Below are 24,057 nucleotides of genomic sequence, written 5' to 3'. Positions count from 1 at the left end.
ATTATTAGAACTATTAAGACAATAATTCGCTTACATGAACGATGGGAGGCTTCACAATGTCTAGTAAAACACTTGCAAAATTTTTAGAAGAAAATTTAGAGGATTTAAAATCAAAGGGGCTTTATAACGTAATTGATCCGCTTGAGAGTTCAAATGGACCGATCATTACAATTGGCGGAAAAGAATATATTAACTTATCTTCAAACAACTATCTTGGATTAGCAACAGATAGCCGTTTGCAAGAAGCAGCAATTGGTGCAATTCATAAGTACGGCGTTGGAGCAGGAGCTGTTCGTACAATTAACGGTACTTTAGATTTGCATATTAAATTAGAAGAGACAATTGCAAAGTTTAAACATACAGAAGCAGCAATTGCTTACCAATCAGGATTTAACTGTAATATGGCAGCGATTTCAGCTGTTATGGATAAAAATGATGCGATTCTTTCAGACGAATTAAACCATGCTTCTATTATTGATGGTAGTCGTCTATCAAAAGCAAAAATTATTGTTTATAAACATTCGGATATGGAAGATTTACGCCAAAAAGCAATCGCGGCGAAAGAGTCAGGTCTTTACAATAAATTAATGGTAATTACAGACGGTGTCTTCTCAATGGATGGAGATGTTGCGAAATTACCAGAAATTGTTGAGATTGCAGAAGAATTAGATTTAATGACATATGTAGACGATGCACACGGTTCAGGTGTACTTGGAAAAGGTGCAGGAACTGTAAAGCATTTCGGTCTATCTGATAAAGTTGATTTCCAAATTGGTACATTATCAAAAGCAATTGGGGTAATTGGTGGATATGTAGCAGGGAAACAAAACTTAATTGACTGGTTAAAAGTTCGTTCACGTCCATTCTTATTCTCTACAGCATTAACACCAGCTGATGCAGCTGCATGTATGCGATCAATTGAAATCTTAATGGAAAGCACAGAGTTGCATGATCGTTTATGGGAAAATGGTCGCTATTTAAAACAAGGGTTAAAAGAACTTGGCTTTAACATCGGAGAAAGTGAAACGCCAATTACACCTTGTATTATTGGTGACGAAGTATTAACACAAGAATTTAGTAAACGTCTAAATGAAGAAGGCGTATACGCAAAATCTATCGTGTTCCCAACTGTAGCAAAAGGAACAGGACGCGTTCGTAATATGCCTACAGCAGCTCATACGAAAGAAATGTTAGATGAAGCAATTCGTAAGTATGAAAAAGTAGGGAAAGAAATGGGCATCATTTAAGTAAGGGCATCTTTTGAATAGCTTGCAAATGAGGAGTGGGGAAAATGAAAAAAATTCTAGTAACCGGTTCTTTAGGGCAAATTGGTTCTGAACTAGTAATGAAACTTCGTGATGTATACGGTGCATCAAATATTATTGCAACAGATATTCGTGAAACAGATAGTGAAGTAGTAACGTCTGGTCCATTTGAAACGTTAGATGTAACAGATGGACAAAAACTACATGATATCGCAAAGCGTAATGAAGTAGATACAATTATTCATTTAGCAGCTTTACTTTCAGCGACAGCAGAAAAAAATCCGTTATTTGCTTGGAATTTAAATATGGGTGGACTTGTAAATGCATTAGAAGCAGCCCGTGAATTAAACTGTAAGTTTTTCACGCCAAGTTCTATCGGTGCATTCGGTCCATCAACACCGAAAGATAATACGCCACAAGATACAATTCAGCGTCCTACTACGATGTATGGGGTAAACAAAGTAGCAGGAGAATTACTATGTGATTATTATCATCAAAAGTTTGGCGTTGATACGCGCGGTGTACGTTTCCCAGGTTTAATTTCTTACGTAGCTCCTCCAGGAGGCGGAACAACTGACTATGCAGTTGAAATTTATTATGAGGCGATTAAAAAAGGCACATACACCTCATACATTGCAGAAGGAACATACATGGATATGATGTATATGCCAGATGCTTTACAAGCGATCATTTCATTAATGGAAGCTGATCCAAGTAAACTTGTGCATAGAAACGCGTTTAATATTACAGCAATGAGCTTTGAGCCAGAGCAAATCGCAGCATCAATTCGTAAACACATCCCGACGTTTACAATGGATTACGCTGTAGATCCTGCTCGTCAAACAATCGCTGATAGCTGGCCAAACTCTATTGATGCAACAGCAGCAATGAAAGAGTGGGGCTTTAAAGCAGAATACGATTTAGACAAAATGACAACGGACATGCTGGCTAAGTTAAAAAAAAAGCTCACAGCTGAGTTAGTGATGAATTAATAGGAAGAGTCGATTCTTAGGAATCGGCTCTTCATCATTTTTGGAGGGAGAGAAGTCTTATGCAAAGAGTTGATGTCGTATATGCACTAATACATGACGAAGAAACAGATAAAATATTAATGGTACATAATGTAGAACAAAACGTTTGGTCATTGCCAGGCGGGGCTGTTGAAAAGGATGAAACGTTAGAGGAAGCACTAATAAGAGAAGTGAAAGAAGAGACAGGTTTAACTGCCGTGGCAGGTGGACTTGTTGCGATCAATGAAAAATTCTTTGAAGCATCAGGGAATCATGCAATACTTTTTACATTCCGAGCAAATGTAGTAAAAGGTGAACTGATTGCGGAAGATGAAGAAGAAATTTCTGCAATAGAGTGGGTGGATCGAACGCTCGCAAATGAACGATTCCCATTCTACGATAGAGGATTCGAGGCATTATTAGAAGTAGCCATTCCATACAAATTTCAACCAGAAACAAAGTGAGTGAAAGAAAAAAACAGGAGCGCAAGGCTCCTGTTTTTCTATTCAATCGTCTTCAGTAGTAACTTTTTCAATAGTGGTTTAATCTTCAGGCGTAAATCTTCAGCGTGATTTGCAACTAAGAAGTGATGGTTATAAATGTTCTTCATTAATTGATAAGTTGCTTCTTTCGCTTCGCCTTCTTCGATGAAGATCCCGATTACTTCCATACCACTTTTACGAGCAAGTTTGACAGCTTCATGCGTATCTAAAATACCGTCTTGCTGATAGTCCAGCGCAGAAGGCTCACCGTCTGTAAAGACGAGTAAGAATTTATGCTTTTCTGGTCTTTTCGCAAGCTTTTCAGAAACGATACGAATAATATATCCGTCGCGGTTATCTTCTTCTTCGCGAAGCTGCATAATTTCGGGACCAACGTTTGGTAACGTTGAGTTTTTATACGTTACAACTTCATGGATAACGTTCGGCTTATCTTCAGGTTTAGCACTAGAAGCATCTTCCCAAAATCCGCTAATAGCGTGCGGGATTTTTAAAGATTTCAACGCTTCATGGAATAGGACCACACTTTTTTTCGTTTCTTCCATTTTGTTATACATAGAACCAGAGCAGTCGACTAACAATTGGAATGCAACATCGAGTTCTTGTGATTCTTGTCCTTTTTTATAAAACATGCGCGGCTGCTTTTCAGTATAAATACGAAGGAATTTCTTACGAAGTCTTCCGTAGTATTTATCACTATTTGCATTCGTTTTATTTTCAATCGTTTTTTCGATAATTTTCTTTAATTCTTTTACATCTTTATTAACGACTGATTTGATAGCTTGGTAATCTTTTTTCTCATCGGCATTTGCTTTACGAGCTTCTTTAAATGTATGAGAGGCACCAACGTTATACTTACCGTACGCACCCTCGTTTTGGCTAGAAGCGTGTGAAGCTCTTGCTTCTTCTGTATCAGCGCCATCAAAGTTGGATTGTGTACTTTTTTGAGAAGTACCTTGTACAGAGCCAAGTGCTTGGTCACCATCTTCTGATTCACGAGCAGTATCGCCCATCATGTTTGTTTTTGTTCCGCTTTCTAATTCAAAGCGTAAAAAGTTCTCGTTTTCGTTATTTTTATTTTCACGATGCCATGTGGAGAAACTTTCATCCATTTTGTTTTTATTTTCATCGTCATCTACGAGCTGCGTATCATCATTTGCTAAATCTTCGACACGACAGTTCTTTTCGTCTGCAATGACAGATAAATAAAGCGGAGCATGTCCGAAATAATTGTTCAGCATATCACTTTCAAGAAGTCCTTCTAAACGATAGCGAATTTTTTCAACGATATACATAATGTCTTCTGTATTACGGGCTTGGAATGTTTCATGCAAAATTGCTTCAATTTGCTCGAAATATTCATTATTAAACATTTCATATTTATCGCTCGTTAATGAAAGATAGCAGAGACAAAATAGACGATCACCGTGATAGTTACGAACACGATTGATTTCATTTTGTGAACCAAAGTAATTGCGATACATTTCTTTTCTTCTTTTAAAAACATGCTTTGTGCCAGGGCGTAAGTTTTTTACGATTTCCTCAACACGTAAATCTTCTAATAGAACAAATAATTGTGTTAAAAACTTTTTTAAGGGTGATTCTTGTAATTCAATCGCATAAGAACGAATTAAAGTCATGTCCGAGTAATGTTTATTACCAAGTGCTTTTAAAAACACTTCGCTTTTTAATCCGATTACTGTATCCTCTTCTTTTCGATCATCCCAAAAGTGACTAATGACAACCTTTTTTTCAATTTCGTCGTAGTATGCTTTATAGCCATACTCAAGGTAGGCATCGTCTTCTTTTAAAAGAGCATACATTAAGTTTTCCATTTGTAGAAACAGCGACGCATCAATTTTTTTGTCACTAAAAATTTGTCTCATGAATTATCCCTCAAAGAAATAACTTTCTGCTAATTCACGGACAGTCATTTGTTCTGTTTCATCGTTTAATTTTGCGATAATACTACGTTCGATTGCGCGCATAACAGGAATATATACACCTAAATCACATGCGTCGATAATGCCACGAATACTTGCTGCCTCTTCACTTACACGTCCATCACGAGCTAAAGGCATAAGGTCGCTTGCAAATGCAACGAACTTTTCAATTGTTGCAACATCATTTAATTTTGATTCAGCTAATAATAGTTCTTTTAATGTATCACCTTGAATGTAAGGAACCTCAATAATAACGAAACGGTTTTTTAATGCTTCGTTTAGTTCACTTGTACCAACGTAACCTTCATTAATTGCCGCAATTACACGATACTCGTCATCACCATATACAACTTCTTGTGTAAACGGGTTAGTAATCATTTTACGGTAATCTAACGCACCGTGAAGAAGTGGTAACGTTTCAGGTTTTGCCATATTGATTTCATCAATATATAAGAAATGACCGCTCTTCATTGCTTTCATAAGAGGACCGTTAACAAATGTAACTTCAGATGCGCCATCTTTTGTTTGTAGCGTGTTGTATCCTAAAATACCTTCTACATCTAGGTCGACAGAACAGTTAATGCTATGCATTGGTTTTTGGAATAAAGAAGAAAGAGTTTCCGCTAGTACTGTTTTACCACTACCAGTTGGTCCTTTTAGTAGAATGTTTTTGCCAAGAAGAAGTGCTGTAATAGCATCTTCAATAATGCTGTTATCAGATGCTTTATATATTTTCTTACCAATTAAATGTGCATTTTCACCAGCTTCTTGCTTATTCTTTTCGTGAATGGTTGAGAGCTGTTGTTTTAAATCAGCATGTATATGAAATTGTTCTAACATGTATTTCCCACCTAACATTATTTTCATAAAGTAATACATCTTATGATAACTTGTTTTAATATGGTATGCAAAGAAAAGGAAAGGGGATAAATGCAAAACAAAAAGCAATCAATATTATATTGATTGCTTACAGTAATGGAGAAATGAGTCGCATGAAAGACTCTAATATTCGTTTTTTGATACTTCTTTTTTGGAATGTGTTCCATTTAATTTCAGTGGAATATTTAAAGTCATCTTCAAAATCACGTTTAATATCATGAACGGTCTCTGATTCATATAGTACGCTAATAAGTTCATAATTTAATTCAAAGCTACGTACGTCCATATTTGCTGTTCCGATTGTCGCGATTTTATCATCAACGAGTACAATTTTTGCATGCATAAAACCATCTTTATAACTATAAATGGAGGCACCAGCTTTTAAAAGTGGAGTGAAGTAGGATTGTGATGCTTGATCACTAATAATACTATCACTTTTACCAGGATATAAAATGCGTACATCTATGCCAGATATTGCACTTAAACGTAATAATGTTAAGGTTTCTTGATCTGGAATAAAGTATGGTGTAGCGATCCAAATCGATTTTTTTGCAGATCCCATAACGGCTAATAATGTATTACGAATGCTTTTATCATCTGAGCTTGGTCCGCTCGCTACAATTTGCACAGCGCCTTCTGTATTTGAAATTTCTTTACCTGGGAAGTATTGTCTATTCATAAATTGATCCCAAGAATAGTTGTTTAAACCACTAGAGGCATAGAGCCAGTCCTCTAGAAAAATTGCTTGTAATTTATATAGTGCTTTTCCTTCTATTTTTAAATGACTATCACGCCAAACGGGAAATTTTTTTGAACGACCAAGATATTCATCACCGACGTTGAGTCCACCAGTAAAACCGATTTCTCCATCTACAATAACGATTTTTCGATGGTTACGATAATTGACAGTTTCAAGTAACCAAGCTGAAAAAATAGGATCAAATTCAACAATTTCAATTCCAGCTTCTTTCATAGGTTGTAAAAAACGTCTTCTTAAAGTGTTACTTCCGAGTCCATCATAAAGGAATCGTACAATAACACCATCTTTTGCTTTTTTTATTAAAGCATCTCGAACTTTTGTACCAATCTCATCAGATTTATAAATATAGTATTGAATATGTATGTGATGTTTTGCTTGCTCGATAGCTTGCAAAATTTCTGAGAATGTTTGATCGCCATTTGTTAAAAGTTTTGTAGTTGTTTTATCTGCGGCAGGTCCGCCTCCAAATCTTTGTACGACTTTTGTTAAATGTGTAGAACGTTCATGTAAGGGGACTGTGAGTGATAATTCTACTCGTCTTCCTTCTAATATTTCACGGAATAATTTTCTTTGCTCTTCTGAACGATGTAGATGTTTTTTTCTTCTCCAACGGCTACGACCGAAAATAGAGTATAAAAGCACCCCTATAACGGGAAGAAGTGCTAATACTAAAAACCATGCTAAGGTGCTTTGAGGAGACCTATTTTCGATAAAAATAACGAATGAAATTCCTACGATTGTAATAGACCATAGTGCACCGACAAATGTATATAAAGAAATAAATGATGTATTTAATAGGAAAAGAACGATAGATATAATTGTAAATACCAATAATAATTGAACGATAGGCTTCTTCATTTCTATAAAATTCCTCTAATCTTTCTTAAATATAGACTTCTAATATAAAAAGGTATAATCCGACATTCTTATTATAAAGTGTTTTGATTTTTTTACAAAATATAGGCAGTTTCCCCATGCTTTCCGCATTTGTCCTACATACAGTATATTGTTACGTTATTATCCCGCTATTTGCTGGTTAATAAACAGTGTAGGAGGGACAAAACCCAGGCCCTTTATATAGGAAAGGGGATAATCATATCATGGATTTGTAGCAGATGCATGCTGAAACTTAGGATATGGTTATCCGTATTATGTGGTTTCTTCTTATTATATAGGTTACTAACAAGGTCCGTACTATTCATGCAATACCTATTAAGTTGAGAAAATGGCAAAGGAGAGGAGAAATATGAATTATATAGAAAATAACGGATTGTATTATCGTCATAATCATGGAGGAAACCATCATAATGGCGGGCATCATCACTATGGTGGTCACAATCATTATGATCATCATCATCACGGTGGTGGATGGGGCTGGGGTGGCGGCTCATGGGGCGGTGGATTTTTCCCTGGAAGTTTTGCTGGAGGCATGTTAGGTGGACTTACAGCTGGTGCATTAACGGGTGCAGCAGGTGGAGGCTACTATCCAGCACCGTACCCAGTAACTTATCCAGCCCCATACCCAACGCCATATCCGGGTTATCAGCCAATGCCATATCCATATTAAACGAAAAAAAGAGGCTATCCTCTTTTTTTTCGTTTAATAAAGTATTTATTTATAAAATATTTCCAAAATAAAGGTGAAAATATGTTAATATTTTGTTATTGTAATTCAAAAACATATATACTAATTTTAATTTTTATATTATTATTCGTGAATAGTTGTATAGTGTGCTCAAACTTCTATTTCGCTAGTAAAGCAAAGAGGTTAAATGTGAGCGGAATTAGTAGGAAACAGTGGTTGTATGGAGCTAGCTATAAAGGAATGTAAGAGAATGAATAAGGTATAATAAAGTAAGCTAATTATAACGATCAGAGACTACTATTTATAATTGAAACGGTATTATATTGCTTTTTATTACAAATAATATTATGTTATTTTAATCGGCATATTTCAAAACGTGATTTATGTAGAGGACGATTATTAGGAAATGAAATATCTCTATTTCTATGAAAAGAAACAAGTTGTGCTTTAGTCAGATAGGAAGCAAGGAGAGATGCGCATGCTAGAACAAAGAGGTCATGCATTATATGACTCTTCATTGCGAGATTTAAAGTTAGCATTAGATGAGTCTTCAATTGTTGCGATTACAGACCGAAATGGTCGTATTACATATGTAAATGATAAGTTTTGTGAAATCTCCAAATATACACGAGAAGAGTTAATAGGGAAAGATCATCGTATTTTAAATTCAGGATATCACCCGAAAACATTTTTTCAAATTCTATGGAAGCGCATTTTGAGCGGAAAAGTATGGAGAGGTGAGATTCGAAATCAAGCAAAAGATGGTACATATTATTGGGTTAAAACAACAATTGTTCCATTTTTAAATGAAAAAGGGGAGCCATATCAATTTATTGCGATCCGAAATGATATTAGTAGTAGGAAAGAAGCAGAACGGAGGTTGCGGGTAAGCGAAAGTCGTTATAGGGAGCTTGCGTATCATGATGCTTTAACGAGTTTACCAAACCGATTGCAGTTAATAACGACTGTAAACGAGATGATTGCAGACAAAAAAGAATTTGGTATGATTTACTTTGATTTGGATCGTTTTAAATTAGTAAACGATACGCTAGGTCATATGATAGGAGATCTACTTTTAAGCGAAGTTGCTTCACGGTTGCATTATGTGCTAGGAGAGAAAGATGTTCTGGCTAGGCTGGGTGGCGACGAATTTGTGCTGTTAACAAAAAATCATACACAAGATGAGATGAGGCAGTTAGCGACATCTGTGTTGTCATGTTTTCAGGCACCATTCATGCTTGAAGGTCATGAAGTATACATTTCAGCTAGTCTAGGACTGTGCTCATATCCGCAAGACGGACAAGATGTAGAAACACTATTGAAAAATTCGGATTTAGCCATGTACAGTGCGAAAGAACAAGGTAGAAATGCCGCGTGTTTCTTTACAGATGAGTTACGTGCGAAAATAAATCGTAGAATGAAAATTGAATTCGCTTTGCAAAAGGCAATTCGTGATGAAGAATTAGATGTGGTACTGCAGCCTATTATTGATTTGAAAACGAAGAAATATACTGGTATTGAAGCTTTAGCACGTTGTTCGACAGAAGAAGGGCCTATTTCGCCAGGCGAATTTATTCCAGTAGCTGAAGAATCTGGACTTATTATAAAATTAGGAGACTGGGTATTAGAAAAGTCATGTCGCTTGTTTAAAACATTGCCAGATTACGAAGAAGGACTAAGGTTATCTGTTAATTTATCCATACAACAATTAATGCAAAAGCGTTTTATTTTATCTGTACGTAGCATTTTAAGGAGAACTGGCTTTCCACCGAATCGTTTAATTTTGGAAGTAACGGAAAGTATCGCTGTTCGCCATTTTGATTATATTATTGCTACATTACAAGAATTAAGAAATATGGGTATTTTAATTGCTTTAGATGACTTTGGAACGGGTTATTCTTCTTTATACTATTTAAAGCAACTGCCACTGGATATAGTGAAAATTGATCGTAACTTTATTCGTGAATTTCATTATGATCACGCACAGCCAGAGCGAACGATTGTAAAATCTGTTATTGAAATTGCCCATAGCTTAAATTTAGCAGTAGTTGCTGAAGGGGTAGAAACAGTAGAGCAAGAAAGTTTATTACAATCTATGGGCTGTGATTACGTACAAGGATTTTATTATGCGAGACCTTTATCTATAGGAGAGTTAAAAGAAAAGTTAATTACAGATTTTTAATAAAAAAGAGAAGCTGGTAGCTTCTCTTTTTTTAATTCATTTTTTTTGAGTCTTTCATTAATACTGGATAAAGAATAAGACCTAATACAAACAATCCGATTCCTAAGAAGAACGTTTTTAAATCAGCAGTTCCTGTTTTGATAACCCAAATAGAGTAGACAAATGCTAGTGTAGTAATGATTCCATCCTTTATTCGAGAGCCTGGCATTACGTCATACGTTTCTCCTGTAATAACTAATTTGAATTGGTACAGCGTAGAAACAAGGTATGGAATTAAATAAGCTAATGTCGCTACAACTATAGCGAAATTATAAGCTTCTGACACAGTACCAGAAATCGTTGAGAATAAGAAAATTTGCGTCATCACATTTGTAATAAATAATGATTTTGAAGGACTACCTTTTTTATTTGTTTTCGCGAAAAACGTAGGGAAAAGTCCATTCTTTGCTGCTTGGTAAGGTACTTCTGAACTAACAACAATCCAGCCAACTGTAGATCCAAATAAAGATACAAGTGCAAGTAAAGCCATTATATAGGCACCTTTATTGCCAATTGCTAAATTTAATGCGTCTACTAATGGTTTTTGAGATTCTTTTAAAGCATCTTGTGGAAGAGCTCCCATTGTAAGTAAAGTAATTGACATGTAAATAAGAAGAGCGATAATTAATCCGAAAATGGTAGCTTTTTTTACATCGCGCTGAGATTTAGCACGGTTAGAAAGCATTACAGCAGATTCAATACCGATAAATGCCCAAAGTGTTGCGATAGCAGCTGAGTTGATTTGTCCACCTAACGAAATGGATTGTCCCGCTTCATTCATAAATGTTTGACCGTCTCCGAAATTAGAGGCATTGAAAATGAATAATGTGATTACAATAAACATTGTAAATCCGATAATTTTTGCAATGGTAGCAAGAAGATTCATATTTCCAGCTCGGTCAATATTTTGAGACAGAATATATTGAATTCCCCATAACATAAGGCTACATACGAGGAAAGTTAATCCTTTTCCGAGTTCTAGTGAAAATCCGTTCGTTGAAAAGAGAATTTGCTTACTTTGTAAAACTGGAAAGAATGTTGATAAATATCCAGCAAAGGAAATAATAACAGATGCTGTTGCAGCCCAGTTCGCAGCCCAATATCCCCATGCCATACTGTATCCTGCAACTTTTCCCGCTTTTTTTGAAGGGAACATTGCTTGAGCGTAACTTTGTGGTCCTGCTTTTAATTCTGGTTTTCGAATTGCTAAATTTCCAAATACGAGTGCAATCATAAATACGCCAAGACCTGTAATACTCCAAGCAAGTGTAGAACCCATTGGACCTGATACTTGTGCTAAATTCGCTGGGAGCATAAATACGCCACCGCCAACCATATTTCCGATCACAAAAGCTGTTAAAATCCATAATCCCCATTTTTTCGTTTCCATTTTTGTTAACTCCTTTGTAGTAAGTTTTGCTTAAACATCATTTTTTACTAGCTTTTTGGCAATAAAAAAAGAGCCATGTAGATAAAAAATACCTACATGGCTCTTCGCCTAACGTAGGTACAACGGGAATAACCCTTGTACCTACGCGTAATTTTTCCGCTAGGTTTCAAGGGTTACGTATGATGATGATGTTTTTGTGCAAATGTAACTACAATTGTTGTATAAGTAAGCATAGTTCTTTGCTCCCTTTCTCCTCTGATTTTGAAGTTAGTATACTACATGTTTTTTTGAATGAAAAGAAAAATATAAAAATTTTTATAAAAATACGTTTTAGAGATTAAATATTTACCTGTATTTTTCCTATACTGGAAAATAAGTGAGAGATTGGCAGAAGAGTGTAGCGTGGTATAATACATATAGAATTAGAAGGTGACAAGGGGCTATTGTAGATGATGAGTAAGTATGAACAAATTTATACAGAAATCAGCAAGTCAATTGATAATAAACAATTAAAAGAGGGATGCAAAATCCCATCAGAAACTGAATTAATGAAGCAGTATGAAGCAAGCCGCGGTACTGTAAGAAAAGCTGTAGATTTATTACAAGAGCGTGGGTATGTTCAAAAAATACATGGAAAAGGTGTTTTTGTTTTAAAGCGAAAAAACATTGAATTCAACTTCGGTGGCATTGTAAGCTTCCAAGAAGAAAATGAACGTTTAGGACGCCATTGTATTACAGAAGTCGTGGAAATGGAGAAAGTAAAAGCGACAAAAGAGGTTGCAAAGCTATTAAATGTGAAAGAGAAAACAGAAATAGATCATATTAAACGCGTACGGAATATTGATGGGGAAAAAGTAATTTTGGATATCAATCATTTTGTATCGGAATATATTCCTGGATTAACGAGTGAAATTGCAGCGCAGTCCATTTATAAATACATTGAGAAAGAACTAGGTCTTCATATTAGTTACTCACAGAGAGTAATTGAAGTACAGTCATGTACAGAGGACGATAGAAAGTATTTAGATTTAAATGGAACAGACTATGTTGTTGTCGTGAAAAACTTTACGCATTTTTATGATGGGAGTCAGTTCGAATATACAGAATCACGCCATCGTTTAGATATTTTTCATTTTTCGGATGTGGCGCGGAGGAAGTAAAGAGGTGGAACAAACTATTGTTTCATCTCTTTTTTTATAAAAAAATCACAAACTCGTATATACGAGTGTTGACTAACTTATATATACGAGTTAATATGTAATTGTAAACGGTATCAAAAAAAGAAAAGAGGGACGGGAATATGGGGAAAGACTATCGTCAAACAGCAGAGGAAGTGTTGCAGTATATTGGTGGGAAAGACAATATTGAACAAGCTGCGCACTGTGTAACGAGGCTCCGTATCGCTTTAAAAGATGAAAGTAAAATAGATAACGATAAATTGCAGTCTGTTTCATTAGTGAAGGGAGCGTTTCATAACGCTGGGGTATTTCAAATTGTAATTGGTCCAGGAGATGTAGATCGAGTATATGCAGAATTGATAACGCTTGCAGGTATGAAGGAAGCGACAGTAGCTGACGTGAAAGACTCTGGAAACCAAAAGTTAAATCCAGCTCAAAAGTTTGTAAAAGTATTTTCAGATGTATTTATGCCGATATTACCAGCAATCGTAACAGCTGGTTTACTAATGGGAATTAACAATCTATTAGGGGCGAAGGACTTATTTTTTGAAGGTAAAAATTTATTAGATGTGTATCCAAACTTAAGTGGGCTTTGGGATTTAATTAATATGATGGCGAATACAGCATTTGTATTCTTACCAGCACTTGTCGGTTGGTCAGCAACGAAGCGTTTTGGTGGTAGTCCGATATTAGGGATTGTTATGGGATTAATGCTTGTGCATCCAGCCTTATTAAACGCGTGGGATTATGGCAAAGCAGCGACTGGTTTAGATGGACAAAAGATTGAGTACTTCGATATTTTAGGACTATTTCAAATTGAAAAGGTAGGGTATCAAGGTCAAATCTTACCGGTTTTAGTAGCAGCATTCGTACTAAGTAAAGTGGAAATCTTCTTAAAGAAACATGTACCGAATGCAATTCAATTATTAGTTGTACCAATTACAACGATTGTTGTAACAGGTGTGTTAGCATTAGGAATTATTGGTCCAGTTACACGTCATATTGGAGATTTATTAACAGCTGGATTAGTAGGTGTATATGAAACAGTACCAGTAGTTGGAGCAGTATTGTTTGGAGCATTATATGCACCGCTTGTAATTACAGGTATGCATCATATGTTTATTGCTATCGACTTACAATTAATTGCACAGCACGGTGGTACATTCATTTGGCCAATGATTGCTCTTTCTAACATTGCGCAAGGTAGTGCGGCACTTGCGATGTTCTGGATTTCTAAAAATCAAAATGATAAAAGTATGGCATCTACATCAGCAATCTCAGCATATTTCGGTATTACAGAGCCAGCTATGTTTGGTGTAAACTTACGAAATAAATTCCCGTTCTATGCCGCAATTATAGGATCGGCTATTGCAGCTATATTTATTACGCTAAATGGTGTATTAGCACCTGCTATCGGAATTGGCGGATTACCAGCATTTATTTCTATCATTCCGAAATCGATTCCAATATTTATTGTAGGAATGATTATCGCAGTTGTAATCCCATTTACGTTAACGTGGTTATTTGCAAAACGAGCAAAACAGAAGTAGGAGGAAGTTAAACATGAAGGATTGGCATAAAAGTGTAGTTTATCAAATTTATCCGAAGAGCTTTAATAGCTATTACAATAAAGAAACCGGTGATATAAAAGGGGTTACAGAGAAACTAGATTATTTAAAAGAACTCGGAGTAGATTATATTTGGTTAACACCGATATACCAATCACCACAAAATGATAATGGATACGATGTAAGTGATTACTACAGCATTGATCCATCTTACGGAACGATGGAAGAGTTTGAAGAGCTTTTAGAAGAAGCAAAGGCACGTAATATTGAAATTATGCTTGATATCGTTGTAAATCATAGTTCAACGGAGCATAAGTGGTTTAAGGAAGCGAAGGAAGATAAAAATAGTCCATATCGTAATTATTACATTTGGCGTGATGAAAAAAATAATTGGCAATCTAAGTTTGGTGGGTCTGCTTGGAAATATGATGAGAAGACAGAGCAATATTTTTTACATCTATTTGATGAGACGCAAGCTGATTTAAATTGGGAAAATGAAAAACTTCGTGAAGAAGTGTATGATATGATGCGTTTTTGGCTGGATAAAGGGGTAACTGGATTCCGATTAGATGTTATTAATTTAATTTCAAAAGATCAACAGTTTTTAAATGATGACGGAAGTACGGCGACAAGCGATGGCCGTAAATATTATACAGATGGTCCGCGGGTTCATGAATATTTACAAGAGATGAACCGAAATGTTTTTGAAGGGAAAGATGTAATTACAGTTGGAGAAATGTCATCTACAACAATTGATAATTGTATTAAATATTCAAACCCTGAGCGTAATGAATTAAGTATGACATTTAGTTTTCATCATTTAAAAGTGGATTATCCGAATGGAGATAAGTGGACGAAAGCAGATTTTGATTTCATTAAATTAAAAGAGATTATGTCTAATTGGCAAATTGAAATGCAAAAGGGCGGAGGATGGAATGCATTATTTTGGTGTAATCATGACCAGCCTCGTATTGTGTCACGCTTCGGTGATGATAGAAAGTACCGAAATGAATCTGCGAAAATGTTAGCGACAGCTATGCATATGTTGCAGGGCACACCTTACATTTATCAAGGCGAAGAAATCGGTATGACGAATCCTAAATTCGAGTCCATTGAGCAATATCGCGATGTGGAATCGTTAAATATACACGATATAAAGCGAGAAGAAGGATTATCAAAAGAAGAGATTATCGGGATTTTAAAACAAAAATCTCGTGATAACTCCCGTACTCCGATGCAGTGGAATGAAGAGATGAACAGTGGTTTTACAACAAGTACACCTTGGATTTCAGTGGCTGAAAACTTTACAGAAATAAACGTAGAGAAGGCATTAGCAGATCAGGAATCTGTATTTTATCATTATAAAAAACTAATCGAACTAAGAAAAACATATGATGTTATTACAGAAGGAGAATATGCTATTTTAGATGAAAATCATCCTAAGATTTGGGCATACACACGTACTGTAAATGATGAAATATTACTTGTTATCAATAACTTCTATGAAGAAGAAATAACGTACTCTATACCAGCACATGTTCAATTAGATGGAATGAAACAAGAAATACTACTGTCGAATTATAAAGATTCCAGCAAGGATATTACAAAACTTAACTTAAGACCATATGAATCCATTGTATATCGATATGCGAAATAGAAAGGTTGTATGCCCGCGCGGCATACAACCTTTTATTTTAAGACACCACTATACAAAATGCTTACTTCTACCTCAGGCTTAAATTTTACTTTTGCATAATCTTTATTCCAATTTTTTTTCTTCCATAAGTCAGGGTGATATGCAATGAGATGTCTACCAATTCCGAAAGCATCACAATTTGCTTTTTGTAGTTTGTTTGTTATTTTTTTCGCTTCTTTCGTAAGTTGCTTTGATAATTCCTTATTTAGTTTTTTTCTGGCATCCATTTTATAAATATTATCTCTTGGGGCTTCAAGTGCTATTACTTTTAGTTGGAGCTTAATGTGAGCATAAACATTTCCTTTTTTATCTGTTGTTATTTTTAAGTCTCGTTTTAACTTTCGATTGCTAATTTCCATTGTTAAATAATCAGATGTTTTCTCTGATTCATCGCTAGTAAGTTTTTGGGTTATACGGGCGCTTGTTCCCATTTTTCCGGTTAATAATACGAATAAAACAGATTGTTTCAAAGGTAAATGCCCAGTTAATTTATCATTGTTAAATAAAGCTAACCCGTTTGTAATTACTTCTTTTCCTTTTATTTTTATAGAGGGGAGGGTAAAGTCTTTACCGGGATCTAACATTTTTGTAGCGGCTGTTTCTAAAGTTTCTTTTGGAAATACACTCATATCTTCTAAACTTTTTACTTTTTTCTTTAGAAAATCTCCAATTAGTAAATTTCCTACTTTCTTTTTTTCTAGTATCTCGGATGTTTCACCATCTACTGCAATAAGTTTTACTAAAGCAGTTGGGTTTGTTGGGTCCCGAAAGCTGACATCTAAATAGGGTAGTATGCCTTTTTTTAGAATTTTGGTTCCTAGTAATTGAACACCATATTTGAAATAGCGAATATTTCCAGTCACATTTTTTTTTAGGGCATCGCTTGTATCCCTTATGTTATGCCCGGTTGCCGAATGTATTTCATTCTCGAATGAAGATTGCTCTCCGCTTGAACTTTTTACAAGTTCAAGCGTTTGCTGAAGCTTATTCTCTTCCGTAACATCATATCCAATGCTATAAGCTAATCTAGCTTCTCTTAATGGTTCTTGATCCCAACAGCCAGAAAGGAGGCAACTAGTACATAATATAAAAAGTAGTCTAACTCTTTTTTTGAACATACTGTTCTCCTTTCTTCTTTCTTATTACTGAATAAAGTAGAAATAAAAGAGGGAGGAGAACGATAAAAATATAGGTGAACTTATCAGTGAAGGTTGCAATTACTTTTAATTCTTCAGGTGTATCTATAAATAAGGCTACACTAAAAGCAATAATACCAACGATTGGAACAGCCTTTTTCTGATTAGCAAGATTGAAGATATGTCCGATTCCTATAGAAGCGGCATAGTAATAACTAGCAATAGAAGCTACAACAGTTATCATCCAAATTGGTATGAATAGTAAATCAGTTCGGTCTATAATCCCGATATGTAAGGAGCGTAATAAGTAAGCAACTGGTTCTGGAATAAGCTCAACTTGCTTTGGACTAAATACGATAAAGCAAATCCAAACAGTAAAAGTATAAAAAAGAGTTACAAATCCATTAGCGATAGAAATGGCCTTTAGTTTTTCCATAGAATTCCCATTTACTTTTGGGAAAGCGATAAGAATAATTTCAAAACCATACATGGCTGTAATTGTTTCTTTGGATGCTTGAATAATATTCCACCATCCAGCCTCTGTAATGGGAAAAATATAAGAAAAATCAGCTCGTGTAAGCCCTAGGGCAATTAAAAGCGCCATAGGTAAAATGAGAATAGAGGCCATGACATAAAATCGTACGATGACTTTAAACGTATTATAAGCTACATAACAACAAGCTATTGTAAATAGCATAAGAATGGCATACCACGGAGTTGCTTGTAATATCCACACTTTAATGACATTACAAACATTTAACATAACCGTCATACCGATAAGGGTAAAATAAAAAACATAAGCAAAACCTAATAGTTTTCCAAACTTATTACCAAATAGCATACAAACACTTTCATACATATCTGCATCAGGAAATCGTTTTAAGAAAAGCCACATAAGTAAAATGATAAGTTGAATTGCCAATCCAGCGATGAGTGCAGAAATCCATCCACCACCTTTAGCAATTGGGTGAAGACGGTTTGGTAGAGAAAGTATGCCGACACCGATTTGGCATTGAATAACGAAAAAGGTAAATTGAACTAGCGAGATTTTACTTTGCGTGTTTGTCACCGTCCTCATCCTCTCTCGTTACATGTTGTCGTTGCATTTTTTTCGGTTTTGGATCATGTGGTCGTTCCCAAAATGACCAAATTGGTAGTCTTACGAAAGAATCTTTCATATCTTTTATCCGCATCGGGGCAACGGGAGAAAGATATGGTGTATGAAAAGAATGTAGTTGACATAAATGAACGAAAGTTATAATTAGACCGAATGAGATGCCTACATATCCGAATATGGCAGCAAGGAGCATTAACGGAAAACGAAGAATCCGAACTGCGGAACTCATATCATTTGATGGAACGAGAAAAGATGAGATTGCAGTTAAAGCTACAACGATGATCATCGTATAAGAAACAAGGCCGGCTTTTACAATTGCATCACCAATTACTAAACCGCCTACAATACCGATTGTTTGTCCAACTCGGCTTGGCAAGCGAATACCAGCTTCCCGTAGTAATTCAAAGATTAATTCCATTAAGAGAGCTTCAAAAATAGGAGGAAGCGGTACTTTCTCTAATGAAGCTTTAATTGTATACACAAGTTCGAGCGGCAACACATCAGGATGAAAAGCGACAGTTGCAATATATAAACCTGGCAAGAGAAAGGCAATTAAAAAGCTTACTAAGCGAATCATTCGGACGAAAGAACCGACAATCCAGCGGTTATTATAATCATCTGGTGATTGATAGAAAGCGAATAACGTAACAGGTACGATGAGCGCTGTTGGATCTCCATCAGATAAAATAGCGACGCGCCCTTCCATTAAATTTGCTGCGACTCTATCTGGACGCTCTGTATTTAATTGCTGCGGGAAGGGGGAGAAAGACGTATCCTCTATAAATTCTTGTATGTATCCTGGAGGCATAAGTGCGTCCGTTTTAATTGTTTCTAATCTTCTTTTCACTTCTACAACTAAATCGTCATTCGCTATATTTTGCATATAAGCAATTGCAACTTTCGTGTGCATTTCTTCACCAAGTGTGAAATATTTAACGACGACATTTGGACTTTTTATGAGCTTACGAATCGAAGTTAAATTGGTTGCTAAATCTTCTACAAAACCAGTATGCGGTCCACGTACAATGCCTTCATTATCAGGTTCTGTTATATCTCTCTTTAAAGATAAGGTCGTTTCGAAAATACAAAAACTGTCGACATGTTCATGAAAATATAAGGATTTGCCTTGTAATAAAAGTTGTACCCCATAATTTAAATTCGTTTCTTTTTTCATATTTAACGTAGAAAAAGATTTATCTAAAGATAAATCCGACCGTGTTAACAATGGCTCAAGAGCCAATTGATGAATTAGATTTGGATCTGCTAAAGATTCAATATATATGATCGTTCCTTTTCCGTTTTGAAAAGGGACATCTAATTTTTTTATATCATCTGAGTGACAAAGCTTATTTTCAATGTAATTAATATTTTCCGGAAGTGATGGAAACATATGCTTTTGTTTTTTACTCTCTTGTTGTTCTTGTTGTTCTTGTTGTTCTTGTTGTTCTTGTTGTTCTTGTTGTTCTTGTTGCTTTGTCATAATTTCCACCTCTTTTAGAATAAAGTTACTTCTGTTAATTTTTGCTTTTTGTGAGAAATTTATGCTTGGGTTATTTTTGAAAAAGTAGCTTGAAAGTTACGTTACGTCATCTTTTATACTTAAAGAAACACAGAGTAGGGGGATGGTGTATATGATTTTAAAAAGTATGTGGGGATGGAAAGAAATCTTATATTTATTTATGTTTGTATTCATTATTGTTCCAGTAACAGTTGAATCTCTTTTTTATGACTATGCTTTAGAGATAATAGGGAACGCATTATATGCTGGAGTATTAATGGGATTTATAATGGCAGTGATATTTACTACTGTAGTTTATCTTTTTTGTATAAAAAGATATAAATTGTCGTGGAAAGACATTGGAATTCGGAAGCTTTCATGGAGAGATTTCCTATGGACAGTTGTAGCGCTAATTTTTTTAATTATAGTTAGTATTGCTGTATTAATGATAATGGAGAAAATGGGTATTTCTTTTGAAAATAGTAAAACGGAAACAGTTCAAAATGATAAATCAATATATGCGTTCTGTATCGCGGTAATTGGAGCAGCAGTTATATCACCAATCTATGAAGAAGTTTTATATCGAGGTGTTTTTTATACGTTTTTTCGTGATAGATATGGCATATGGGGTGGAGTGCTTATAAGTTCTATAATATTTACTGTTGTTCATATTCCAACATATAACACATTACCAGTGAATTTTTTAAGTGGAGTAGTATTTGCGTGGTTATATGAGAAAACAAATTCTATTTTATCAGCGATGATTGCCCACGCATTATTCAATTTCATAGCAGTACTTCTCACATTTGTGTCGAATTAAGAAGATATATAGGAGGGATATAGATGGAAATAGCAGTAGAACGAGTTTTTACAAAAGAAATTTTAGCAAGAGCAGCAAGGGCATTTCATGTAACAGTGGAAGAAAAGCCACTTGGAGATTTTGAAAATTATATTTTTAAGGCGAAGGGCAATCGTGGCGAAGATTACGTATTACGTTTAACCCATTCTTCTCACCGTTCAAAGAAAGAAGTCGAAGCTGAACTAGATTTTTTACGATATGTTGCGGAGAATGGGGCAAAGGTAGCAGGACCTCTTTACTCAACTTCTCAAAATCTGGTAGAAGAAATTGGAGCGGAAGATAGCACTTTCTTTTTTGCATCTTTATTTACATATGCAAAGGGTGAGCAAGTAAAAGGAGAAGAATCACCTTATTGGGGGGAGACTTACTTTGAAGCATGGGGAAAAGCGATTGGCCAACTGCATCGCCTAACAATGAACTATCCTAAAACAGACTATCGTGATACGTGGGAAGAAGACGAAAGTGGGATTGTGAATGAATTAGAAGATGATCAAGTGAAAAAGATTGCAGCGGTATTAATGGATGAAATAAAGGCCCTTCCCATTGAAAGAGAAGCGTTTGGTCTTATGCATGGTGATATTCATCCAGGTAATTTTCATTATGATGGTAAAGAGCTAACAATCTTTGATTTTGATGATGCGGCTTATAATTACTTTATACACGATTTAGCGATGGTTCTCTATTACTCTGTTCTATTTACACTGTGGACAGCGGAAGAGAAGACAGATTTTGCTCGTAAACAATTACAAGTGTTACGAAAAGGGTATGAGTATGAGCACAGACTGGCGGATAGTTGGTATGAATCATTACCGCTATTTTTACGTTTACGTGATATAGGTTTATATGGCACGCTTCAAAAGAAGTTTAAAGGGAAAGATATGCCAGATAACTTCCGAAAATTATCAGAAGAGCTGTACGAAAGAATTATAAAAAGAGAAGCAATTGTGAATATATAATACATTTTGTTCAAAACAAAGTATATAAAATAAATATATACTTTGTTTTTTTATACAAAAATATGTTTACTTTATTAAAATAATATTGTCCTAGATTCGGTATACACTTATAATTTTATATATATTCTGAATATTCTTTATAAAGAAGGAGGGGGAATGTTGGAAGCTTTCGTAAATTGGTTAAATAATATTGTTTGGAGTCCAGCACTTGTTTATTTATGTTTAGGAGTAGGTTTATATTTTTCCATTCGAACGAGGTTTTTACAAGTAAGGCATGTAGGAGAAATGGTGAAGCTGACATTTCAAGGTGAAAAATCAGAGGCTGGTGTTTCTTCATTCCAAGCGTTAGCACTTTCATTATCAGGGCGCGTTGGGACAGGGAATATAGCTGGGGTAGCAACAGCGGTTGCCTTCGGTGGACCAGGAGCTGTATTTTGGATGTGGGCAGTGGCTTTTTTAGGAGCAGGATCAGCTTATGTAGAATCAACACTCGCGCAAATATATAAGACGAAACATCAAGGACAGTTTCGTGGTGGACCTGCTTATTACATTGAAAAAGGTTTAGGTGTGAAATGGTATGCATTAGTATTCGTTGCAGCGACAATTCTTGCAACGGGGCTTTTACTACCAGGTGTGCAAGCAAATAGTATTGCTGTAAGTTTAGAAACAGCTTTTGGAATTAACACTACTGTATCAGGGGCTTTATTAGTTGTTGTGTTAGCTCTTATCATTTTCGGTGGCGTAAAGCGAATCGTTAACGTTGCACAAGTTGTCGTACCGTTTATGGCAGTTGGTTATATTTTAGTAGCTTGCGTTATTGTTGCTATGAATATTGAAAAATTGCCAGAAGCATTTATGTTAATTATAAGAAGTGCTTTTGCATTAGAAGCGGCTTTCGGTGGTATTATCGGTTTAGCAATTTCTTGGGGAGTAAAACGTGGTATTTATTCCAACGAAGCAGGGCAAGGAACTGGACCACATGCTGCAGCAGCAGCTGAAGTATCACATCCAGCTAAACAAGGTTTAGTGCAAGCATTTTCCGTTTACATTGATACATTATTTGTTTGTTCAGCAACAGCATTTATGATGATTATTACAGGCATGTATAACGTATTTGATGCAAGCGGAAAAAACTTTATCGTAAATAAATTAAATGGTGCTCAGCCAGGACCTGGATATACACAGGCAGCGGTAGAATCTGTTTTCCCTGGATTTGGAAACGGTTTCGTTGCAATCTCGTTATTATTCTTTGCCTTTACAACAATTATGGCGTATTACTACATTGCAGAAACGAATATCGCGTACTTAAATCGTGATAAAGACCGTCCTTGGCTGTCTATGGTACTAAAATTTGTATTTTTAGGAGCTGTATTCTACGGCTGTATAAAAACAGCAGCAACAGCTTGGGCTTTAGGTGACATCGGTGTAGGAATTATGGCATGGGTAAATATCATTGCGATTTTATTATTACAAAAACCTGCATTAGTTGCATTAAAGGATTATGAAAAGCAGAAAAAAGAAGGAAAAGATCCAGTATTTGATCCAGGGCCATTAGGAATTAAAAATGCGGATTTCTGGGAGCATGAATACGGCAAAGATAAGAAAGAAGAAGTATCTTAATGGAATAGAAATGAAAAAGCAAAGGGAAAATCCCTTTGCTTTTTTTATGGGCAAAATGAGGCTGGAAGTTATTTTTTTGCCTATTTTTGAATATAAAAAGAATGTACATGCTTTGTAAGGGAAGGGGGGAGTATGTTGATAGAGTTTCGTAATGTAAATAAATATTATGGCAGCTTTCAAGTTTTAAAAGATATTAATGTACAAGTGAAAAAAGGTGAAGTGGTAGTAGTTGTTGGGCCGTCCGGATCAGGAAAAAGTACGTTGCTACGGTGTATAAATCAGTTAGAGACAATTACAGATGGAGCGTTAATTGTACAAGATACGGAAGTACACAATGCAAAAACAGATATGAATGAATTACGCCGAAATATTGGAATGGTCTTTCAACATTTTTATTTATATCCACATAAGACGGTTCTTCAAAATATTACACTAGCACCGATTAAAGTAAATAAAGTTTCAAAAGGGGAAGCTGAGAAAACAGCGATGTTTTATTTAGAGAAAGTAGGAATTCCGGAGAAGGCTAGTGTATACCCGCATCAATTATCCGGAGGACAACAGCAAAGGGTAGCAATTGCTAGGGGGCTCGCAATGCAGCCGGAAATTATGCTATTTGATGAGCCTACGTCTGCTCTTGATCCAGAGATGATCGGGGAAGTACTTGATGTTATGAAGACGCTAGCTAAAGAAGGGATGACGATGGTCGTTGTCACACATGAAATGGGATTTGCGCGAGAAGTAGCAGATCGGATTTTGTTTATGGATGATGGTCAAATTATTGAAGATACAACACCGGCGCAATTTTTTGCAAGTCCTGAACAAGAAAGAGCACGTCTATTTTTAAGAAGAGTGTTAAATCATTAAAGGAGGAGTTTT

General features: G+C 35.5%; 19 protein-coding genes. 12 read left to right on the top strand and 7 right to left on the bottom strand.

What is annotated here, in order from left to right; translation table 11 throughout:
- The first annotated feature begins 56 nt into the window (after nucleotides 1–56).
- Genes AABL52_RS23945 through AABL52_RS23935 form a run of 3 tightly spaced genes read left to right on the top strand, consistent with a single transcriptional unit; the run spans nucleotide 57 to nucleotide 2,739 of the window.
- A complete protein-coding gene (locus AABL52_RS23945) occupies nucleotides 57–1,247 on the top strand; it encodes a glycine C-acetyltransferase (protein WP_000095906.1) in 1,191 nt (396 codons plus the stop codon).
- A 44-nt stretch (nucleotides 1,248–1,291) separates the two neighbouring features.
- On the top strand, nucleotides 1,292–2,257 hold the full coding sequence (locus AABL52_RS23940) for an L-threonine 3-dehydrogenase (RefSeq protein WP_073517306.1): 966 nt from the start codon (nucleotides 1,292–1,294) through the stop codon (nucleotides 2,255–2,257).
- Between the two features lie 59 nt (nucleotides 2,258–2,316).
- Complete coding sequence (locus AABL52_RS23935; protein ID WP_001189936.1) at nucleotides 2,317–2,739, top strand: NUDIX hydrolase; 423 nt, start codon at nucleotides 2,317–2,319, stop codon at nucleotides 2,737–2,739.
- 38 nt (nucleotides 2,740–2,777) lie between these two features.
- Here the strand turns inward: AABL52_RS23935 and AABL52_RS23930 are convergent, their stop codons facing one another.
- From AABL52_RS23930 to AABL52_RS23920, 3 genes are all read right to left on the bottom strand, one after another.
- Nucleotides 2,778–4,661, bottom strand: coding sequence for a vWA domain-containing protein (locus AABL52_RS23930; protein ID WP_001248854.1), 1,884 nt, complete (start codon nucleotides 4,659–4,661; stop codon nucleotides 2,778–2,780).
- 3 nt (nucleotides 4,662–4,664) lie between these two features.
- Nucleotides 4,665–5,558 (bottom strand): ATP-binding protein, encoded by an 894-nt coding sequence (locus tag AABL52_RS23925; RefSeq protein ID WP_000892966.1) that lies wholly within the window; start codon nucleotides 5,556–5,558, stop codon nucleotides 4,665–4,667.
- Nucleotides 5,559–5,685: 127 nt separating this feature from the next.
- Complete coding sequence (locus AABL52_RS23920; RefSeq protein ID WP_000743051.1) at nucleotides 5,686–7,215, bottom strand: cardiolipin synthase; 1,530 nt, start codon at nucleotides 7,213–7,215, stop codon at nucleotides 5,686–5,688.
- A gap of 388 nt (nucleotides 7,216–7,603) precedes the next feature.
- On the opposite strand from AABL52_RS23920, the gene AABL52_RS23915 reads away from it, so the two are divergent.
- The gene (locus tag AABL52_RS23915; protein ID WP_336180838.1) at nucleotides 7,604–7,924 is read left to right on the top strand and encodes a cobalt transporter; all 321 of its coding nucleotides are present in this window, start codon (nucleotides 7,604–7,606) and stop codon (nucleotides 7,922–7,924) included.
- Between the two features lie 496 nt (nucleotides 7,925–8,420).
- The gene (locus AABL52_RS23910; RefSeq protein WP_341518574.1) at nucleotides 8,421–10,124 is read left to right on the top strand and encodes a putative bifunctional diguanylate cyclase/phosphodiesterase; all 1,704 of its coding nucleotides are present in this window, start codon (nucleotides 8,421–8,423) and stop codon (nucleotides 10,122–10,124) included.
- Nucleotides 10,125–10,155: 31 nt separating this feature from the next.
- Here AABL52_RS23910 and AABL52_RS23905 read toward each other — a convergent pair whose 3' ends face one another.
- Nucleotides 10,156–11,553 carry an amino acid permease gene (locus AABL52_RS23905; protein ID WP_341518573.1) on the bottom strand — a complete coding sequence of 466 codons (1,398 nt, stop codon included), beginning with the start codon at nucleotides 11,551–11,553 and terminating at the stop codon, nucleotides 10,156–10,158.
- 449 nt (nucleotides 11,554–12,002) lie between these two features.
- Between AABL52_RS23905 and treR the strand changes: the two genes are divergently transcribed.
- The 3 genes from treR (at nucleotide 12,003) to treC (ending at nucleotide 15,956) form a co-directional block, all read left to right on the top strand.
- Nucleotides 12,003–12,713, top strand: coding sequence for a trehalose operon repressor (treR, locus tag AABL52_RS23900; protein WP_000987245.1), 711 nt, complete (start codon nucleotides 12,003–12,005; stop codon nucleotides 12,711–12,713).
- Nucleotides 12,714–12,853: 140 nt separating this feature from the next.
- Complete coding sequence (gene treP, locus AABL52_RS23895) at nucleotides 12,854–14,281, top strand: PTS system trehalose-specific EIIBC component (RefSeq protein ID WP_097844431.1); 1,428 nt, start codon at nucleotides 12,854–12,856, stop codon at nucleotides 14,279–14,281.
- Between the two features lie 13 nt (nucleotides 14,282–14,294).
- Nucleotides 14,295–15,956 (top strand): alpha,alpha-phosphotrehalase, encoded by a 1,662-nt coding sequence (treC, locus tag AABL52_RS23890; RefSeq protein ID WP_341518572.1) that lies wholly within the window; start codon nucleotides 14,295–14,297, stop codon nucleotides 15,954–15,956.
- A 32-nt stretch (nucleotides 15,957–15,988) separates the two neighbouring features.
- On the opposite strand, the gene gerKC is transcribed toward treC, so the two are convergent.
- From gerKC to gerKA, 3 genes are read right to left on the bottom strand one after another with little or no spacing between them, the layout of a single operon-like run.
- On the bottom strand, nucleotides 15,989–17,113 hold the full coding sequence (gerKC, locus tag AABL52_RS23885) for a spore germination protein GerKC (RefSeq protein ID WP_098914080.1): 1,125 nt from the start codon (nucleotides 17,111–17,113) through the stop codon (nucleotides 15,989–15,991).
- On the bottom strand, nucleotides 17,094–18,200 hold the full coding sequence (locus tag AABL52_RS23880; protein ID WP_000185790.1) for a GerAB/ArcD/ProY family transporter: 1,107 nt from the start codon (nucleotides 18,198–18,200) through the stop codon (nucleotides 17,094–17,096). The genes gerKC and AABL52_RS23880 overlap by 20 nt, the downstream gene beginning before the upstream one ends.
- Complete coding sequence (gene gerKA / locus AABL52_RS23875) at nucleotides 18,181–19,728, bottom strand: spore germination protein GerKA (RefSeq protein ID WP_341518571.1); 1,548 nt, start codon at nucleotides 19,726–19,728, stop codon at nucleotides 18,181–18,183. Before gerKA ends, AABL52_RS23880 begins: the two co-directional genes overlap by 20 nt.
- A 151-nt stretch (nucleotides 19,729–19,879) precedes the next feature.
- Between gerKA and AABL52_RS23870 the strand changes: the two genes are divergently transcribed.
- The 4 genes from AABL52_RS23870 to AABL52_RS23855 all read left to right on the top strand — a co-directional run bounded on the left by AABL52_RS23870 (nucleotide 19,880) and on the right by AABL52_RS23855 (nucleotide 24,045).
- Nucleotides 19,880–20,566, top strand: a complete 687-nt coding sequence (locus AABL52_RS23870) for a CPBP family intramembrane glutamic endopeptidase (protein ID WP_098872486.1) — start codon at nucleotides 19,880–19,882, stop codon at nucleotides 20,564–20,566.
- Nucleotides 20,567–20,589: 23 nt separating this feature from the next.
- The gene (locus tag AABL52_RS23865) at nucleotides 20,590–21,561 is read left to right on the top strand and encodes a phosphotransferase enzyme family protein (RefSeq protein ID WP_341518570.1); all 972 of its coding nucleotides are present in this window, start codon (nucleotides 20,590–20,592) and stop codon (nucleotides 21,559–21,561) included.
- A 159-nt stretch (nucleotides 21,562–21,720) separates the two neighbouring features.
- The gene (locus tag AABL52_RS23860) at nucleotides 21,721–23,181 is read left to right on the top strand and encodes an alanine/glycine:cation symporter family protein (RefSeq protein WP_000387178.1); all 1,461 of its coding nucleotides are present in this window, start codon (nucleotides 21,721–21,723) and stop codon (nucleotides 23,179–23,181) included.
- Nucleotides 23,182–23,313: 132 nt separating this feature from the next.
- Complete coding sequence (locus AABL52_RS23855) at nucleotides 23,314–24,045, top strand: amino acid ABC transporter ATP-binding protein (RefSeq protein WP_423250469.1); 732 nt, start codon at nucleotides 23,314–23,316, stop codon at nucleotides 24,043–24,045.
- Nucleotides 24,046–24,057 lie beyond the last annotated feature (12 nt).

The organism is Bacillus paramobilis (assembly GCF_038096195.1).
Taxonomy (GTDB): domain Bacteria; phylum Bacillota; class Bacilli; order Bacillales; family Bacillaceae_G; genus Bacillus_A; species Bacillus_A mobilis.
Note: the sequence above shows the minus strand (reverse complement) of the source record. Positions and strands in the feature narration are given on the sequence as shown.